Origin of the sequence: Paenibacillus sp. FSL M8-0142 (assembly GCF_038597315.1) — a bacterium.
GTDB lineage: Bacteria > Bacillota > Bacilli > Paenibacillales > Paenibacillaceae > Paenibacillus_AQ > Paenibacillus_AQ lactis.
On sequence record NZ_CP152008.1, the window covers coordinates 603,401 to 621,807 of the forward strand.

Below are 18,407 nucleotides of genomic sequence, written 5' to 3' on the forward strand. Positions count from 1 at the left end.
AGACCTTTCTCACCGCCTGAGTAGGGGCAATATGAAACCGAGTCGAGGTAAGAAATGTCCGGGACAAGTGCCGCGCTGTAAGAAGTATGGTCCGATTAAGGGATTTGGAGTGAGGAAACAACTCAATACTGCCAGCTGAAGAAACTAAGCGAGCAAGATCCTAGTAACGGCGCGGCAGAAGCTGTACTAAGCAGCTCTGCGCAAGAGAAGTCCGGGCAAGGAAGGCTTTACAAGTATCTCGGCTGAAGGAAGCCGGTTCGACTAAGAGCCCGGAGTAAGGAAGCAAGGTCCTACTAAGGTCTAAGCGTCTAGAGCAAGGAAGCCACTCTACCAAACAAAGCAAGGGAGCGCTGGATATGAGCAACAGGCTGTTCAAGCTGGGGATCCACCCCATCAACTGGGTCGGCGAGGATGTCAGAGAGCATGGAGATGACACAACGTTTGAAACGATTGTGGATGATATTGCGGCTTTGGGTTTGACAGGCACGGAGATGGGCAGGAAATTTCCGAAGGATCCGGCGGTGCTGAAGCGGGAGCTGGAGTCCCGCGGCATTCAACTGGTCTCGCAGTGGAAGTCCGTGCTGTTCTCCGATCCCGCTTACCGGAAGCAGGAGCTGGAGGACTACCGCCGGCATGCGGAGTTTCTGGCCGGTTTTGGCAGCAAGGTCATCAGCACGGCGGAGGTCGGAGGCTCGCTGCACTTCGATCCCCGCCGGACGCCGAACGAGCGTGTCGTTCTACGCCTGGATGACGCCGGGTGGGAAAGCCTGGCGGAGGGCCTCAACCAGGCCGGCGAAATTGCGGCGAGCTACGGCATGAAGCTGACGTATCATCACCATGGCGGCACGGTCGTGGAGCAGCCGGCCGAAATCGACCGGCTGATGGCGATGACCGACCCTTCGCTCGTGTTTCTCCTTTACGATACCGGCCATGCCTATTACGGGGGAAGCGATCCGCTCGAGCTGCTCCGCAAGCATTATGACCGGATCGCGTATATCCACCTGAAGGATATCCGGCATGAAATCTTGGAGCAGGCACGTCTAGATGGCTGCGATTTCGTGAGCTGTATCCGCAGGGGCGTGTTCACGGTTCCCGGCGATGGCTGCATCGATTTTGCGCCGATTATCGGAGAGCTCATGGAGCGCGGTTATAACGGCTGGGCGATGCTGGAAGGAGAACAGGATCCTGCGCTGCATCCGGCCAAGGCGTATGCTCAGCGGGCGATCGAATACCTGGATCGTCTGGAAGGCCAGCTCAAGCCGCAGGTATGAAGCCGCTCGGTTCGTGAGCCGAAAACTAGGCTGATAGCAATTCGGCAGAGTTCCAAAATGCAGTGAGATTACCAGTTTGCTTATCGGACACCCGGTAATTCCTGAATTTAACTATCTAATATAAGTTGGACTTAAGAAAACGATGCAGGCAAGGGAGTGAAATGATTCCGAAGAAAGTGGAACGGTCGCCTTTGGTTTCGGATTTCTACCGCAATAGGTTCTATAAAATCAATAAATCTGAAAACAACAGCGATTGTAGGAACATTTTACGTACTTGCCCTAACGCACATTCATTTGTTCAACTTACAAGTGATTACGGCCATTGAAGAGCCGAGCCATACATTCCTATGAATGCTCAGCGTGGGCCGATCTGATCAAGGAGGTTCATCCATGAGTGAAATCACGTTTAACGACGAAAAGCCGGTGGATTTTGTCGCCGTGGGGAGATTGTGCATCGACTTGAACGCCAATGAGATTAACCGGCCGATGGAAGAGACGAGCACGTTTACCAAGTATGTGGGCGGATCCCCGGCCAATATCTGTATCGGAATGGCCCGCCTGGGCCTGAATACGGGCTTCATCGGCAAGGTGGCAGACGATCAGATGGGGCGTTTTATTACCAAATACCTGAAGGATAACGGAATTGCGACGCAGGGCGTAACGACCGACCGTACCGGTGCCGTGACGGGGCTGGCTTTTACCGAAATTAAAAGTCCGACCGACTGCAGCATCCTGATGTACCGCGACAACGCTGCGGATTTGCTGCTGGAGACGGGGGATGTGAACGAGGAATTGATTGCTTCCGCCAAAATGGTGCTGATCTCCGGAACCGCGCTTGCGGCCAGCCCTTCCCGGGAAGCGGTGTTCCTGGCTCTGGAATATGCCAAGCGCCACGGCGCCGTAATTGCGTTTGATCTGGATTACCGTCCGTACACTTGGAAATCCCCTCAGGAAACGGCGACCTATTATAATCTGGCGGCTGAAAAATGCGATATCATCCTCGGCACGCGTGAGGAGTTCGACATGATGGAGCAGTTTGGAGGCAACCCGGAGCGGAGCGACCGCATCACGGCGGCCAAGTGGTTTGACTACAGCGCCAGGATCGTCATTATCAAGCACGGCAAGGAGGGCTCCATCGCATATACACCGGACGGCACCAGCCATACGGCTCAAAGCTTTCCGGCAAAGGTCATCAAGACGTTCGGGGCAGGGGATTCGTACGCCGCAGGTTTTCTGTACGGTCTAATGCAGGGCTGGACCATTGAGCGGTCCATGGAATTCGGCAGCGCGGCGGCAAGCATTGTCATCTCCAGCCACAGCTGCTCCGATGCCATGCCGACAAGCGAAGCGGTTCACGATTATATGGAGCGCTGCAAGCGCGGGGAAATCACGGCTAATACCTAGGTACCGTGCATCTGACCATTCATTTACGGTGACTTATATAGCTTGGCGAAGGCTCTCTGATTTTATCGAAGGTCCTGACGGATTCTACTGAATATCCTGAGTGATCTCAACTAATATCCTGACCAATCTCAATAAATATCCTGACTGATCCTAACCAATATCCTAACGGATCCAATCAAAAACGCTAACTGATTCAATCGAAAGGGGCTAACCAGCCATGACGCAAACCCTGAGCAATTATATCGGCGGACAATTTGTGCCATCCCGATCCGAAACAACCGATCCCGTCTACAATCCGGCGACGGAGGAGATTCTCGCTTACGTGCCGCTTTCGACCAAGGAGGAGGTAGACCTGGCGGTGCAGGCAGCAGCCAAAGCGGGGCGCTCCTGGGCGAAGACCGCCGTGCCTCGCCGCGCGCGCATTCTGTTCAAGTATCAACAACTGCTTGTGGAGCACTGGGAGGAGCTGGCCCGCCTCATTACCGCGGAGAACGGCAAAAGCTATGCCGAAGCCTACGGCGAAGTGCAGCGCGGCATCGAGTGCGTGGAATTTGCAGCCGGCGCGCCCACGCTGATGATGGGCAAACAGCTTCCCGACATCGCCACCAATCTGGAGTCCGGGATGTACAGTTATCCGATCGGTGTTGTAGCCGGCATCACGCCGTTCAACTTCCCGATGATGGTGCCGTGCTGGATGTTCCCGCTCGCCATCGCCTGCGGCAATGCGTTCGTGCTGAAGCCGTCGGAGCGCACGCCGCTCTTGGCCCAGCGTCTGGCGGAGCTGTTCGCGGAAGCCGGCCTTCCGGACGGCGTGCTCAACGTTGTTCATGGCGCGCATGACGTGGTCAACGGCATTTTGGAGCATCCGGGCATTGCTGCCGTATCCTTTGTAGGCTCTCAGCCGGTGGCGGAGTACGTGTACAAAACCGCTTCTTCCTACGGCAAGCGCGTCCAGGCCTTGGCCGGAGCCAAAAACCACAGCATCGTGATGCCATCAGCCGACTTGGACGCAGCCGTCACCCAAATCGTCAGCGCGGCCTTCGGTTCGGCCGGTGAGCGCTGTATGGCCTGCTCCGTGGTGGTAGCCGTTGGGGACGTAGCGGAGCCGCTGATCGGGAAGCTGAAGCAAGCGGCCGATGAAATCTCCATCGGCAACGGGGCGGATGAAGGTGTTTTCCTGGGGCCGGTGATCCGGCAAGCCCACAAGGAGCGCACGCTCTCTTACATTGAGGCGGGCGAGCAGGAAGGAGCCAAGCTGGTCCGTGACGGGCGGAAGGATGATGCCACGAACGGTGAGGGGTATTTTGTCGGACCGACGATTTTTGATGAAGTGACCTGCGAGATGAAGATCTGGAGGGACGAAATTTTTGCACCGGTGCTATCCGTCATGCGTGCAGAAACGCTGGAGGAAGCCATTGAAATTTCCAACCGCTCGGACTTCGCCAATGGTGCCTGCCTGTTCACACAGGACGGCAGCGACGTGCGCCAGTTCCGCGAGCATATCGATGCCGGCATGCTGGGCGTCAACCTCGGCGTTCCTGCGCCGATGGCATTCTTCCCGTTCTCCGGCTGGAAAAACTCCTTCTATGGGGACCTGCATGCGAACGGCACCGACGGCGTGGAATTCTATACCCGAAAGAAAATGGTAACGGCACGCTGGTAAGCTCATAAGCGGAGGAGACATTCATATGAAAACCATTAAAATCGGCATTATCGGTGCCGGACGAATCGGCAAAATCCATGCGGATCATCTGCTGCACATGCCGGGCGCAGAAATTGTGGCCGTCAGCGATCTATACGCCGGAGACGAGCTGCGTGCCTGGGCCGCGGAGCGGGGCATTCCCTTGGTTACGAACAACAGTACCGAGATCATGGAGCATCCGGACCTCGATGCCGTTTTCATCTGCTCCTCGACGGATACACATGTCCCGCTGATCAAGCAGGCTGCGGCGAACGGCAAGCATATTTTTTGCGAGAAGCCGGTCAGCATGAGCGTAGAGCAAACCCGCGAGGCGCTCGCGGCCGCGGAGGCTGCCGGCGTGAGTCTGCAGATTGGCTTCAACCGCCGGTTCGACCATAATTTCTGCCGGGTCCGCGAAATTGTGTCCGAGGGGAAAATCGGGGAGCCGCATTTGATCAAGATTACCTCCCGCGATCCGAATCCGCCGCATCCGGATTATATTAAGGTGTCCGGCGGGCTGTTTATGGATATGGCGATTCATGATTTTGACATCGCCCGTTTTCTTTCGGGCAGTGAAGTGGTCGAAGTGTACGCCCAGGGGGCGGTGCTGGTAGATCCTGCGATCGGAGAACAGGGTGATATTGACACGGCCGTTACGACGCTGCGGTTTGCAAACGGGGCGCTCGGCGTCATCGACAACAGCCGCAAGGCGGTTTACGGCTATGATCAGCGGGTCGAGGTATTCGGCTCCGGCGGCAGCGTTTCCGCCGACAATGATTATCCGAGCACCGCTGTCGTCAGCGGCCCGGAGGGCGTCATCCGCGACAAGCCGTTGTACTTCTTCCTGGAGCGGTATAAAGAAGCCTACATCAACGAAACGCGTCAGTTTATTGAGAGTTTGAAAAAGGGCACGCCAGTACCGGTCAGCGGCCATGACGGTCTGCAGGCGGAGCTGATTGCCTTGGCGGCCAAGCGATCCCTGGAGCAGGGCCGCCCGGTGAAGCTTGCCGAGCTAAGCAGCGGCATTTCCGCGGTGAGCTAAGCCTGGAGAGGATGTAATGGAGCGGCATTAGGCCTGCGCCTACGGGATGAACATCGATCCTATGACACGAGCTGTCCGCTCAGGCTCGCTCCATTCATCAACTGAAAAAAGGATATTTTAGAGGGGGGAAAGAATCATGCCGAACCTAATTGTGCCTTCTACGGCTCCGGACGGGGACGGATGCGTGCTGTCCATTACGCCGGAAAGCGCAGGCTGGGAATATGTAGGCTTTGAGGTATACCGTTTAAGCGAAGGACAGACGCTGACCCGGGGGACGAGAGATAAGGAAGCGGCTCTTGTTCTGCTGTCCGGCCGTGCCGACGTGAAGGCTGGAGGAGAGCGCTGGGACAACATTGGCCAGCGGATGAGCGTGTTTGAAAAGACGCCGCCCTATACGGTGTATGTTCCTTCGCAGGAACCGTACGAAGTCACGGCGCTTACCGAGCTGGAGCTGGCGGTCTGTCTTGCCCCGGGGCAAGGCAATCATCAGGCGCGCCTGATCGCGCCGGAGGACGTCGGCGTCGAAAACCGCGGCAGCGGGAGCATGTCGCGCCTGGTGCATAACATTCTTCCGGAGCAAAAGCCGGCGGACAGCCTGCTGGTGGTCGAGGTGTTTACGGACGGAGGAAACTGGTCCAGCTATCCGCCGCACAAGCATGACCGCGATGAGCTGCCGGAGGAATCCCGGCTTGAGGAAACCTATTATTTCCGGGTGCAGCCGGAGCAGGGCTTTGCTGTCCAGCGGGTCTACACTGACGATCGTTCGCTGGATGAAACGATGGCGGTTAAGGACGGCCAGTCGGTTATGGTGCCCGAGGGCTACCACCCCGTTTCGGCGCCTCCCGGATATGACGTGTACTACCTGAACGTCATGGCAGGGCCGAAGCGGATCTGGAAGTTCCGCAACGATCCCGATCATGACTGGCTAATGAAATAAGGGGCAGAAGCTGGTCTATTTTCCCCGTCAGCCGTTCCTCAGTTATGTGTTGTAAAAAAGGATGGCTGCTGCAACGAGGATAATGGAGTCCATGCTTGTACGATAAGCACCGTGAAATGCATTTTAACCTATTGTTTAAGAGACAGGTCCCCAGCAAACGGGATCGACGCTAAAATGGCCTTGCACGAAGCGGGCCGGGAGCGCATAATGATTTAAATGCCAAAATTAAACAAATGGAGCACAAGGGATGATCAAAGCGACTATTTATGACGTTGCGCGCGAAGCCGGCGTCTCCATTGCGACCGTCTCTCATGTCATTAACGGCAAGGGCAAGATCAGCCGCCAACGGCGTGAAGAGATTTTGAATATCATGAAGCGCTTGAATTACCGGCCTAATGCGATTGCCTCTGCCCTCGCCAGCAAAAGAACCTATACCCTCGGCCTGCTCGTTCCCGATATCTCCAACCCGTTTTTTGCCGAGATTGCACGGGCCGTTGAGGATCGCGGGCATCAGCTTGGGTACAGTGTGATTATCTGCAGTACGGATAACAATGAAGAAAAGGTAAAACGCTATGTCAGTCTGCTAAAGCAAAAGCAAGTGGATGGCGTCATTATCGGCACGGGTGTATCCCACGGCGAGCTGCTTAAGCCGCTGCAGGAGCATTCGCTGGCGATCACGCTCATCGCCCGGGACCATCCGGAGCTTGGGGCGAGCTGCGTGCGGGTTCATGATCTCGACGGCGGGCGTCTGGCTGCCGAGCATTTGCTTCGCCTCGGCCACCGCAGGCTGGCGGTGCTTGCGGAGAATGAGCGGGTGACAAGCAGCGGTGAGCGGGTAAGAGGGTTTGTCGAGACTGCAGCCTCGTTCGGCGTGGAACTGCCTCCTGATCATATTGCAGTCTGCGACCACAAGATCGAGGATGGATACCGGAGAGCTAAGGCTATGCTGAAGCTGGCGGAGCACCCGACGGGGCTGTTCTGCTGTAACGATCTGCTGGCAATCGGCGCCCTTCAGGCGATTCGCGAGCTCGGGCTGCGCGTGCCGGAGGATTGCTCGGTCGTCAGCTTTGACGATACCATCCTGGCGCGTGTCACCGATCCGCCGCTCACCGTGATCGCCCAGCCGATCGAGGAGATGGGCCGCCTGGCGGTCGACCTGGTGGTGCAGGAGCTGTCCGGACAAGACGATCCCGCCCGGCGGATGGTGCTTCCCCCGGAGCTGGTGATCCGCGGCTCAACGGCGCCGCTATCATAGAAACTTTTAATACATCTATCCAAGCCTTCCAATACGCATTGCTCTTACCAGCTCGGTGTAGACGATGCATGAATGGGGATTACCCACGTATTGCAGGGCTTTCGGAGGCGACGATCTGCTTGACTCCACGCCTCGACAGAAGAGGCCTTCCCGCAACGCTTGCGTAAAAGCAGCTGCAGGAAGGCCTTTTTTACGTGGGCTGGTGGGGGCTCTGCTGCCACTACCGGATCGGCGTAACACGAGCTCAGGTTATTCGGGTACCCTCGAATCTCACAGTGTGTAGTGGTCAGAGTCATGCCTCATGCTAATTCAGGGTTTTTTAGGGCATTAGTGGAGCTCCCGGCGTGTGGTGGTCGGCGTCATGCTTTATGCTAATATTCCTCTTGTTTAAGGACATTCTTCGGCCGGCGGCGGATCTGTTCCTTGAACAGCGGCTCGACGTTCGGTTCGACGATCCACCCGAAACCGCGTTTGATCCAGGGCGAGGACAGCACCCAGGTCAAAATGATGCCAAGAGGAATCAGCAGCAGTTTACCTCCAGTCGACTGGAAGGTGGCCTCGAGCCACCCGTTATACTGCATTGTTTTGACGATAAATCCGTGCAGCAGAAAAACGTACATGGTATAAAGTCCCCGTTCCGAATAGGGCTGCCTCGTCTCCGGAATGATGGAAAGTAAGCATAGACCCATCAGGGCCGTGAAGGCATAGGTCAGTATTCGGTAAAGTCCGGCGTTCCAAGATTCCAAACCGAATTCCAGATATGGCATGGCACCGTAGAACCAGCTGGCGTTTGTTTGCAGAATGGGTGTCAGGCCATGCAGCAAGGCAAATCCGCCGGTGAGGATGGCAATGGACAGCAGCTGAAATGATCGGGTTTTGAAGGCGTTTAGCCACTCCCTTTTGAAATAATATCCAATGAGAAAAAAAGGCAGGAAATACAGCGTGCGCGAAATGCTCGCGTAATAATCCACGTCGATCGAGTATCCGAGCAGGACCGACAACGCGATGCAGATGATCAGCGGATATTTGAGCATCAGCAGGTATGGCAGAAGCATTTTCCACAGTATCATGCTGAAGAGGAACCACAGAATCCAGTAGGGGTAAAAATAGGTGAAGTCGAGCCGATCCAGTCCCTGCATGTAATAGTCGAACAAGGTGTACAGCGTCTCGAAAATGAAGTACGGCACGACCAATCCCGACAGCAGGCTGATGTAGTATTTGGGGTATTGGATGTGTTTGGAGAAATAACCCGCCGCGAAAATAAACAGCGGCATGTGAAACGAGTAAATGAACTGATAAACCGTTCCTATCCAGGGATCGCCGTTAAACGGCTCTATGAGGTGCCCCACGACCACCAACAGGATCAGTATGAATTTGAGGTTATCAAAATAGACGTCTCTCTCTTTCATCTGGCAACCAGCTCCTTTGGGTTTGACGTTCCAATGAAGTTTCGTTTTAGTATATCGGATGGCAGTGGGGCTTTCCATGGTTGAAGTTGGAAGGGGGCTTGGGTTTAGGGTATTGATCTTGAGCTGTGTTCTAAGCTGTGAAGGTACGAATTAAGCGTGAAGATATCGTTTAAAAGATAATGAAATATTCGCTTGACGGAGACGTCTGTAACTGGGCAAGAGGGGATCAGCCTCGGAATGAAGGTATCTGAAATACCGGATTCCCCTCAGTCGGCTCATCTTCTTTCAGACAGGTGCTTCGTGCCGCTTCTTTGCAGGCGATTGGTGTTACCGTCTTAATAACCAATTTATTGGTTGTTGTAAACGGTGAAATCGATGGCGGGAGCGCTAGTGTAAAACTGGGGTGCATTTGTCATGATGGATAATCAAGTACGGCCGTAAGCTCGATTAGTACTTATATTTAATATGATTTGTACTTTTTCTACAGGGTTAGACGGCCTTTAGGTTGAAGCTCCATTACTTTGACAAAAACCATTTTATTGTCGAACGACTGGTCGGGACATGTTACAATAGATTCATTCGGGAAAATGCGGAAATGGAGACGATAGTTAGAAATGAACATTCGTAAAGCGATCATACCAGCTGCAGGATTAGGTACGCGATTCCTGCCGGCCACGAAAGCGATGCCGAAAGAAATGCTTCCTATTGTGGACAAGCCAACGATTCAATATATTATTGAAGAAGCGGTTGCATCCGGTATTGAAGATATTATTATCGTTACTGGTAAGGGGAAACGGGCAATTGAAGACCATTTCGACTCGTCCTTTGAGCTCGAGCATAATTTGGCGGGGAAAGGAAAATGGGAGCTGCTGGAGGAAGTCCAGAAGCCGTCGAACTTAGCTGACATTCATTATATCCGACAAAAAGAGCCAAAGGGCCTAGGGCACGCAATATGGTGTGCGCGGAAGTTCATAGGGGACGAGCCGTTTGCGGTGCTGCTCGGTGATGATATTGTGGAGTCGGAAGTGCCGTGTCTGAAACAAATGATAAAGGTTTACGATACATATCAATCGGCTGTTGTAGGAGTACAAACCGTTGACTGGGATGAAGTCAATCGCTACGGTATTGTTGATGGCCTTAGAAAATCCGAAAGAATTTATGAAACGACAAGGCTTGTTGAGAAGCCTTCGCGAGAAGAAGCCCCGTCCAACCTAGCAATCATGGGACGCTATATTTTGCCTTCTGTTATTTTTGATATACTGGAGGATCAAGAAGCTGGGAAGAACGGGGAAATTCAGCTAACCGATGCCCTATCGGTATTAGCCCATCGAAGCCCCATCTTAGCTTATAATTTCGCGGGGATTCGTCACGATGTCGGAGAGAAGATGGGGTATATTCAGACCAGCATTCACTATGCACTGCAGCGTGAGGATTTACGTGAAGATTTGCTTGCCTACATGAGTAAAATAATGGAGAAAGTAAGATAGTCTCTACATTCATAACAAAAAAATAGCGGGTACGTTCCAGGTAGATCCTATTAATCTACCGTAACGTACCCGCTATTTGATTTAGAATTGCAGATCCGCCAATTGCTTGATGTTTTGCTCTGCATTCGGATCAACCTGCTTTAACTTCACAAGCAGAGACTCATCACTCTGTCCTTGCTTCTGAAGTGCAGCGAGGTACCATCTAACAATCTCTTGAGCAGATGATTGCGACAGATCGTCCTGAATGCCGATTTTGAGCACATTTACTGCTTGCTCCGGCTGATTCATCATGTAATGCATCTTGCCTGCATGGAGGATCATTTCCGGAGTATTTTCAAACGGATTCCCTTGAAGTTGTCCTTCCGGCAGCGTTTTAAGATGCTGAATGCCTTTCTGGACTTTTGCGAAAGCATCGGTTGCATGTTCGAAGTATTCATCTTTTTTAGCGTGGTCGCCCGTTCCGAGAGCTTTCATGCCAAGTTCATAACCTTGGAGGATAATGTCCTGGTACCATTCGATATCCCAATTGAATTTATGCGCGTTCTGAATCAAGACATCATATGCTAGTTCCGGCTGTTGTTTCATTTCATATGTCTTGATGAGACTCCGAAGAATTGATTTGTTGTATGGCTCGTTTGCTAGTGCCTTGTTCAGCAAATCTACCGACGCATTATAGAAGCTTTCATCCTGGTTCTGCTGGTAGACTGCCTGATATAGCGATGCTAACATCAGTACGGAATCCGGATGGCTTGAGCGGATGCTGAGATCTTTGTCCAGTGGTGCTTTGATCTCTTCGAAAGAAATGCTAACCTGGACAACTCTGTGAGCATCCAGTGCTGCATCGGCGGCTTGCACATAACGAATCGATGTAACCAATACCAATATAGCACCGAGCCCGAAGACTGCACTAAAGACGCTTCTATAAGTAGAATCGTTTACCTTCCATTTGACGAGCGGTTTATGTTCCATGAATGCCGCCATACCGCCGAGCCCCAGGAATACGAGAATCCCCATAAACACATAACTCATGTTAAAGTCCAAAATACTGTGCATCAGAATGGAAAGCACGATAATGAGATACAGGAAGTGGCTGTTACGATCTTCCTCGGTTCCCTTCATGTAGCCGCGAATATATTTATAGAAGATATACAAGATAAATGCCATGAAAATCACAAAGCCGAGAATACCAACCTCGACGAGATACTGCAGGAAGAAGTTATGAGCCTGACGGCTCGTATACGGGTTGTTCTGATACTGCTCGTAAAGCGAGGCCCAGGCACCGCCGCCTGCACCGATAATCGGATAATCCGCAAGAACCTTCATCGCATCTTTATAGAAAGTGAAACGCTCCAGAACACTATGCTGGTTAAAGTTTATGTTCTCCAAGCGGACGCTAATGTTTTGCGGCAAAATATTTTTGAGGCCAGTCCCAATAAACAGGAAGATCAACAGGCCACCAATCACCGTAGATCCAATCGGAATCCATAAGCTGGAGCCTTTTTTAGAGGACCAATTCCCCAAGGCCTTGTCCAGTTTCGGAGCGACAAAGCTCTGAATTGCCCACCCGATCAGTCCTACGACCGCCGATGAACCAATCAGGATTCCCCATCCCTGTAACGCTCCGCTGCCGCTAAACGTTTCATTCAACTGCAGTCCCAGTTCTGTCACGGATTTAGAGATTAAGAGCGATGCGACGCCGGCAATGCCGCAGTATAGGATCCATAGCAGCTGTTGAGCAGGCTTTAGGAACAACAGCAGTAGAACAAATACAACCGGCAGCATGACCAGACCGCCACGGGATAGCGTCAAGAGCAGCGACACAATGATCGGTACGAGCATGAAGCTATGGAACGCCTTACCGTACCACTTTCGTGAAGCAGTAATGCAGAATACAGCTGCAAATAGGAATGCCATCAAAAAGGCAGCGTATGTATTGGCATACTGGAATACGGAAGTAAGACGTAAACCGTTGGAATCTGTCATGACGGCATGAGTGTATGTTCCGTTAAGCACGGTGTTGGAGAACCATTTTGCGATCGCACCGGCTGTCTTGCCCTGGCCGAACCAATTTAGGAGGCCGAAACCAACAATAAGGTAGGCGACCGTCATGATGGTATTTTGGATGATTCGATTTCCCAACTTGTCACGAAGCGTATATAACCCAATGACAAACATCGTTGCGTAAATACAGTTGATGATCACCATGTTCATAGCAAGAACCTGGGATGCAGCGCTAATTAACGAAATTAAGTATGTTAGGGGCAGAAGAAGTACGCCCACAGCTAACCAGTCACGCTGATCTTTCAATTGAATGTTCTTGAAGGAATGAGCGATCCAGAGCAGTAGCAATAGGCAGGATAAAAACGATGCCCAAAAAATAGGCTTTTCAAAAGTTAACTGCTGTCCGTTAAATAATGCCGTTTGGAATGGCGTCCATGCTAGAAAAAGAATGATTCCTACTAATAACACCCAAAATAAAGCTGAACTTTTCTCTCTATTCCTCGACTCAGCGGCTTTTTTGCCGTATACTGGTTTCGACAACGTAATTAGCTCCTTTTCTTGTAGATACGACAATATTCTAGCACAGGTAATACCGTAGGAGCTAGAGATCAGGATATAAGTATAATTTTTCGAACTGATATTAATAGAACATTTTGTTATGTAATAAAAAATTGGTCAGGTGTAATGGAGAATGTGAAATGATGAAGAATTATATTGCGAACTTTCTAAAGTATACGAATTTATTGAAGTTGTTAGTAATCAAAGATGTGAAAATAAAATATAAACGCTCAGTCTTAGGGGTTTTTTGGAGTGTATTAAACCCTTTGTTTACTATGATTATAATTACATTAGTATTTCAAGAATTATTCAAATTTAATGTAGAAAATTTTGCAGCCTATGTTATAAGTGGCCAAGTATTATTTTCTTTTTTCTCAGACTCTACTTCGTTAGCAATGACTTCTATTTACTCTTCTGGGCAAATAATCAAGAAAATATATGTTCCAAAATACATATTCCCATTGTCTAAAGCCATTTATTCACTGGTTAATATGTTGTTTTCTTTTTGTGCAGTACTTATCGTTTGTATAATTACAGGAGTTCATCTCGAATATACAGTCATTTATAGTATCGTGTCTATTTTATATTTGTTTGTATTTAGTGTTGGGGTTGGTTTGATTTTGAGTAGCCTTGTAGTGTTTTTTAGAGATATTGAACATATCTATGGTGTCCTAATTACTGCTTGGATGTACGCAACTCCAATCATTTATCCGATGAACATAATGCCGGATAAATTTATGGTTTTATTATTGAGTAATCCACTGTTCTATTTTATAACACATTTTAGAGAATCATTATTATATGGTCATGTTCCGCCTCTTGAACTTAATGTTCAATGCGCAAGTTACGCCATTGTGACACTGTTCGCTGGTCTTTATTTATTCAAGAGAAAACAAGATAAATTCATATTATATATTTAAGGAGTAACATTGTATGGCTGTAAATGAAGCGATTGTTGACATTCAAAATGTTTCTATGTGTTTTAATATGACTACTGAAAAAATCACCACCTTTAAAGAATATTTGATCAAAAGATTCAAAAATCAAATATCCTACACTGAATTTTGGGCGCTTAGTGATGTGAGCTTTCAAGTACAGAGAGGAGAACTTTTTGGGATATTAGGTTTAAATGGAGCGGGTAAAAGTACACTGTTAAAAATCGTAGCTGGTGTTTTAAAACCAACAAAAGGTCGAGTTAATGTTTTTGGGAAGATGGCCCCACTAATAGAACTAGGAGCAGGTTTTGATACGGAACTGACTGCAAGAGAGAATATATATTTAAATGGTGCAATACTAGGATTCAGTAAGAAAGAGATGGATTCAAGATTTGATGACATAGTTTCTTTCTCTGAATTAGAACAATTTATTGATGTCCCTGTTAAGAATTTTTCATCCGGTATGTATGCAAGATTAGGATTTGCAATTGCCACATCAACAACGCCTGAACTATTGATAGTAGATGAGATATTATCCGTAGGGGATTTTAAATTTCAACAAAAATGCGAAGAAAAAATAAACGAAATGGTTAATAAGGGAACCAGCGTCTTACTTGTATCACACTCAATGGATCAGATACAAAGCTTGTGTACAAGTGGAGTTATATTAGAAAAAGGTCAAGTCATTAGGAGGGGTAATATATCAGACCTTTGTACTTTTTACTATTCTAAATATAGCTAGAATGGACGGAGGATATAAAAATTGTTTCTAGTAACAAGCATTTATTATGCTCTATTGAAATTTTGTATTCGTTTTACAATAAAATATAATCTTTTTTGGGTATTTAAGGAGTTAAGTGTCAATTGGTATAATAAATGGATTGCTGAAAATGAAAAATTGCCTTCTGAACAATCTGAAATTGTTATGGATTATAAACCTATTATATCAATTATTTTGCCTGTATATAATGCAAAACGCGGTCATTTAATTGAATGTATAGAATCAGTAATTAAACAAACTTATCCATACTGGGAGTTATGTATAGCTGATGATTGTTCTACACTCCCTCATGTGAGGGAAGTACTAGAGGAATATAAATCAAGAGATGAAAGAATAAGAGTTGTCTATCGTGAACAAAATGGGCATATTTCTGCCTGTAGTAATAGTGCGTTTGAATTAGCTAATGGTGAATTTATAGCTCTGCTGGATAATGATGATATCTTGTCTCCAATCGCATTATTCGAAGTGGTTTCAGAAATCAATAAATTCCCAAATGTAGATATAATCTATAGTGATGAAGATAAATTATTAGGAAACACTAGGACCCAACCATTTTTCAAAAAAAATTGGAACCCTAAATTACTGTTTTCGCTAAATTATTTTTGTCATTTAGTAGTGTACAGGACAACAATAATTGAAAAATTAGGTGGCTTTAGGGTCGGGTATGAAGGTGTTCAGGACTGGGATCTTGCCATTCGTGCTGTACAGGTTTCCTCTGTAATTAGACACATACCTAAAGTTTTATATCATTGGAGAATCTCACCAACATCTACTGCTGGAGGAGAAAGACGGAAGCCCTACATCAAAAAACAACGAAAAAAAATGCTTTCTGAATATAAATAAATAGAAGGTGATCTATTTGGGCATTAATTTGCTACTTAAAAAGTCAGTATCTACACTTAAATATGAGGGAACTATATCTTTTTTAAAGAAATCTTATGGCTATACTAAAAGAAAACTATTAAGGGCTCAAATGCAATTGAATGATAGGAATCATTTTAAAGATGTCCTTTTTATAAACGGATGTTCTCTTCCACATCCGCCTAGATATAGAATCGATCATCAAATAGAACAATTACATTATAATGGGTATTCGTGCGATAGTGTTTATTATGAGAATCTAACGATTGATATGGTGAATTATTATAGAGCATTTGTGTTTTTTCGGTGTCCGTTCACTGAAACTGTTGGACAATTAATTGAAAAAGCTAAGTATTTTAATAAAAAGATATTTTTTGATATTGATGATTTGGTTATTGATCAGAAGTATGTAAAGACAATTGATCATTTAAAGACGATGAGCAAGGAAGAATATGAGATGTATATGGATGGAGTGATTCGGACTAAAAAAACTCTATCTATGTGTGACTATGCAATTACTACAACAAGTAGACTCTCAAATGAACTTGGAAATTATGTAAGTGAAGTGTTTATAAATAGGAATGTTGCATCTGAAAAGATGGTTAGTATTTCTTTAGATGCATTAAAGAGAAAGGAAATTAGTGGACTAAACACTCGAAACAATGAGAAAATTATTTTAGGTTATTTTAGTGGTAGCATAACTCACAACGAAGATTTTAATTTAATCATTGATCCAATCAAGCGAATGTTTGATAAACATAAAAACTTGTATCTGAAAGTTGTTGGTATTTTAGATATCCCAGAACAACTGAATGATTACTCTGATAGAATTATTTTTGAGAAATTTACAGATTGGACAAATCTACCTGAAATCATATCCAATGTGGATGTTAACTTAGCTCCCTTAGTCTCATCTATATTTAATGAAGCGAAATCCGAAAATAAATGGATGGAGGCGGGGCTTGTTAAAGTACCTACTATTGCAAGCAATGTAGGGGCCTTTAATGAGGTAATAGTACATGAAAGAAACGGAATACTTTGCGATTCAGCTAAAGACTGGCTGTATTATTTAGATAAATTAATAGTTGATAGCAGTTATCGTTCTAGAATCGGTTTGCAGGCCTTTAATGATGTTATGGATGGGTGGACTACATTAGGAAGTGGTTATGGGTTATTTGAATTTATAGAATCTAAATTAAATGATAATATCGCTTTTGTATTACCATCAACACAAATAAGCGGTGGGGTTAATGTTGTAATTAAACATTGCAATATACTACGGAATAACGGAATAGATGTCACAATAATTTCTATGAGCGATGATGATGAAAATATCATAAATAAAGATGGTGAGACTATAGTGATATCCTATCATCGTCACTCTTTTCATGGGCTATTTAGAAAGTGCGTTGCCACATTGTGGTCAACTACCGATTTTTTGTATTCATATTCAAAAATAAAAGAAAAATACTATTTAGTACAGAATTTCGAAACTCGTTTCTATGAACCTGGAAATGAGATGAGAATTTGGGCGAACTTAACCTATAACTCCTTCTCAGATATCAATTATATAACCATCTCTAAATGGTGCGAATCATGGTTGGAAAATAGGTACAAAAAGAAGGTAGAGTATGCACCAAATGGAATTGATTTATCATTGTTCACCTACAAGGAGAGAACGTTTGAAGGCAAGATAAGGATACTTGTGGAAGGTAATTCCAATGATTATTATAAAAACGTTGATGAGAGCTTCAAAATAACAAATAAATTGGATCCTTCAAAATTTGAAATTTGGTACTTATCGTATAGTGGAAAACCCAAGGATTGGTATCGGGTAGACAAGTTCCTAAATAAAATACCTTATGATGAGGTCAGTAAAATATATTCCGAGTGCCATATATTACTTAAATCAAGTCTATTGGAAAGTTTCTCCTATCCACCACTGGAAATGATGGCAACAGGGGGGATAGCAATTGTTGCCCCTAATGAGGGGAATATCGAATATTTAATGCATTCTGAAAATTGCTTGTTATACGAACAAGGAAATATTGACGAAGCATTACATATGATTGAATTGGTTTGTAGTGACCATAATCTTCGTAGTCAAATTATTAAAAACGGAGTTAGAACTGCAGAGCAAAGAAATTGGGTATCTATTGAGCAAGAAATTTTGAAGTTGTATGGTTTTCAAACTACTAAGGGAGAAGATTATGCAAAAATTTAAAAGAATCTTTTTTCTAGTTCTGTTACTGCTATTAATTATCTTTGTGTATGTAGGAAATATAGGCAAGATTGAGTTAAGCATTGATCAATCTCTTAGTAATGATACAGTGGGAGGAATTTCGGATGGTATCGAAATCGAACAGTCCTTTTACTCTTCTGTAAATAATATAAGTGGTTTTTCAATTAAGTTTGGAACATATATGAGGGAAAATTCAGGTGATATAGTAATTGGAATTAAAAGAGCGAAAACGAGGAAGATAATTTATTCTACAACTGTTAAAGCTAAAAGCATTGTTGATAATGCATATTTTGATTATCGTTTCCCTCCAATTACGGTATCTAAAGGAAAAGAGTATATTTTATTTATAAAATCCAACGGCAGCCCAGTGGATAAGTCAATCACTGTTTATAAATCATCTAAAGATCATTATAAAGACGGTAGCCTTTTTCAAAATGGTGTTCGAATGGATGGAGACTTAGTATTTAGAGTTGTTTATAATAAAACATTATTCTAACTAACTAAGTAAGATTTATTTAAAGCTTTACTTAAATGGGGTGCCAT

Annotated in this window: 14 protein-coding genes; 12 read left to right on the forward strand and 2 right to left on the reverse strand. The window is 46.5% G+C overall.

The window, feature by feature from the left end; all coding sequences use genetic code 11:
- Positions 1 to 356: 356 nt before the first annotated feature.
- From iolE to NSQ46_RS02580, 6 genes are all read left to right on the forward strand, one after another.
- Complete coding sequence (gene iolE, locus NSQ46_RS02555; RefSeq protein WP_341342475.1) at positions 357 to 1,271, forward strand: myo-inosose-2 dehydratase; 915 nt, start codon at positions 357 to 359, stop codon at positions 1,269 to 1,271.
- A 390-nt stretch (positions 1,272 to 1,661) separates the two neighbouring features.
- On the forward strand, positions 1,662 to 2,675 hold the full coding sequence (gene iolC, locus NSQ46_RS02560) for a 5-dehydro-2-deoxygluconokinase (protein ID WP_341342474.1): 1,014 nt from the start codon (positions 1,662 to 1,664) through the stop codon (positions 2,673 to 2,675).
- A gap of 217 nt (positions 2,676 to 2,892) precedes the next feature.
- Positions 2,893 to 4,338 (forward strand): CoA-acylating methylmalonate-semialdehyde dehydrogenase, encoded by a 1,446-nt coding sequence (locus NSQ46_RS02565; protein ID WP_342576311.1) that lies wholly within the window; start codon positions 2,893 to 2,895, stop codon positions 4,336 to 4,338.
- A 25-nt stretch (positions 4,339 to 4,363) separates the two neighbouring features.
- Positions 4,364 to 5,398, forward strand: a complete 1,035-nt coding sequence (iolG, locus tag NSQ46_RS02570) for an inositol 2-dehydrogenase (protein WP_341342472.1) — start codon at positions 4,364 to 4,366, stop codon at positions 5,396 to 5,398.
- A 136-nt stretch (positions 5,399 to 5,534) separates the two neighbouring features.
- Positions 5,535 to 6,335 carry a 5-deoxy-glucuronate isomerase gene (gene iolB, locus NSQ46_RS02575; RefSeq protein ID WP_341342471.1) on the forward strand — a complete coding sequence of 267 codons (801 nt, stop codon included), beginning with the start codon at positions 5,535 to 5,537 and terminating at the stop codon, positions 6,333 to 6,335.
- A gap of 247 nt (positions 6,336 to 6,582) precedes the next feature.
- A complete protein-coding gene (locus NSQ46_RS02580; protein ID WP_341342470.1) occupies positions 6,583 to 7,590 on the forward strand; it encodes a LacI family DNA-binding transcriptional regulator in 1,008 nt (335 codons plus the stop codon).
- Positions 7,591 to 7,961: 371 nt separating this feature from the next.
- Here NSQ46_RS02580 and NSQ46_RS02585 read toward each other — a convergent pair whose 3' ends face one another.
- Complete coding sequence (locus NSQ46_RS02585; RefSeq protein WP_341342469.1) at positions 7,962 to 8,999, reverse strand: acyltransferase family protein; 1,038 nt, start codon at positions 8,997 to 8,999, stop codon at positions 7,962 to 7,964.
- Between the two features lie 614 nt (positions 9,000 to 9,613).
- Here NSQ46_RS02585 and galU point away from each other — a divergent pair.
- A complete protein-coding gene (gene galU / locus NSQ46_RS02590) occupies positions 9,614 to 10,486 on the forward strand; it encodes a UTP--glucose-1-phosphate uridylyltransferase GalU (protein WP_341342468.1) in 873 nt (290 codons plus the stop codon).
- An 81-nt stretch (positions 10,487 to 10,567) separates the two neighbouring features.
- On the opposite strand, the gene NSQ46_RS02595 is transcribed toward galU, so the two are convergent.
- On the reverse strand, positions 10,568 to 13,027 hold the full coding sequence (locus NSQ46_RS02595; protein ID WP_342576312.1) for an O-antigen ligase family protein: 2,460 nt from the start codon (positions 13,025 to 13,027) through the stop codon (positions 10,568 to 10,570).
- A gap of 158 nt (positions 13,028 to 13,185) precedes the next feature.
- Here NSQ46_RS02595 and NSQ46_RS02600 point away from each other — a divergent pair, with 158 nt between their 5' ends.
- From NSQ46_RS02600 to NSQ46_RS02620, 5 genes are read left to right on the forward strand one after another with little or no spacing between them, the layout of a single operon-like run.
- Complete coding sequence (locus tag NSQ46_RS02600; protein ID WP_341342466.1) at positions 13,186 to 13,965, forward strand: ABC transporter permease; 780 nt, start codon at positions 13,186 to 13,188, stop codon at positions 13,963 to 13,965.
- A gap of 13 nt (positions 13,966 to 13,978) precedes the next feature.
- Positions 13,979 to 14,722 carry an ABC transporter ATP-binding protein gene (locus NSQ46_RS02605; RefSeq protein WP_341342465.1) on the forward strand — a complete coding sequence of 248 codons (744 nt, stop codon included), beginning with the start codon at positions 13,979 to 13,981 and terminating at the stop codon, positions 14,720 to 14,722.
- Between the two features lie 21 nt (positions 14,723 to 14,743).
- On the forward strand, positions 14,744 to 15,604 hold the full coding sequence (locus NSQ46_RS02610; protein ID WP_341342464.1) for a glycosyltransferase: 861 nt from the start codon (positions 14,744 to 14,746) through the stop codon (positions 15,602 to 15,604).
- Between the two features lie 16 nt (positions 15,605 to 15,620).
- The gene (locus tag NSQ46_RS02615; protein ID WP_341342463.1) at positions 15,621 to 17,846 is read left to right on the forward strand and encodes a glycosyltransferase; all 2,226 of its coding nucleotides are present in this window, start codon (positions 15,621 to 15,623) and stop codon (positions 17,844 to 17,846) included.
- Positions 17,833 to 18,360: a hypothetical protein gene (locus NSQ46_RS02620; protein WP_341342462.1), complete on the forward strand. Its 528-nt coding sequence runs from the start codon at positions 17,833 to 17,835 to the stop codon at positions 18,358 to 18,360. Before NSQ46_RS02615 ends, NSQ46_RS02620 begins: the two co-directional genes overlap by 14 nt.
- The last annotated feature ends 47 nt before the right edge of the window (positions 18,361 to 18,407 follow it).

Coding starts and splice junctions, on each gene's coding strand:
- iolG (WP_341342472.1), top strand. CDS start 4,364: ATGAAAACCATTAAAATCGGCATTATCGGTGCCGGACGAATCGGCAAA.
- NSQ46_RS02565 (WP_342576311.1), top strand. CDS start 2,893: ATGACGCAAACCCTGAGCAATTATATCGGCGGACAATTTGTGCCATCC.
- iolB (WP_341342471.1), top strand. CDS start 5,535: ATGCCGAACCTAATTGTGCCTTCTACGGCTCCGGACGGGGACGGATGC.
- NSQ46_RS02585 (WP_341342469.1), bottom strand. CDS start 8,999: ATGAAAGAGAGAGACGTCTATTTTGATAACCTCAAATTCATACTGATC.
- galU (WP_341342468.1), top strand. CDS start 9,614: ATGAACATTCGTAAAGCGATCATACCAGCTGCAGGATTAGGTACGCGA.
- iolC (WP_341342474.1), top strand. CDS start 1,662: ATGAGTGAAATCACGTTTAACGACGAAAAGCCGGTGGATTTTGTCGCC.
- NSQ46_RS02605 (WP_341342465.1), top strand. CDS start 13,979: ATGGCTGTAAATGAAGCGATTGTTGACATTCAAAATGTTTCTATGTGT.
- NSQ46_RS02600 (WP_341342466.1), top strand. CDS start 13,186: ATGATGAAGAATTATATTGCGAACTTTCTAAAGTATACGAATTTATTG.
- iolE (WP_341342475.1), top strand. CDS start 357: ATGAGCAACAGGCTGTTCAAGCTGGGGATCCACCCCATCAACTGGGTC.
- NSQ46_RS02580 (WP_341342470.1), top strand. CDS start 6,583: ATGATCAAAGCGACTATTTATGACGTTGCGCGCGAAGCCGGCGTCTCC.
- NSQ46_RS02620 (WP_341342462.1), top strand. CDS start 17,833: ATGCAAAAATTTAAAAGAATCTTTTTTCTAGTTCTGTTACTGCTATTA.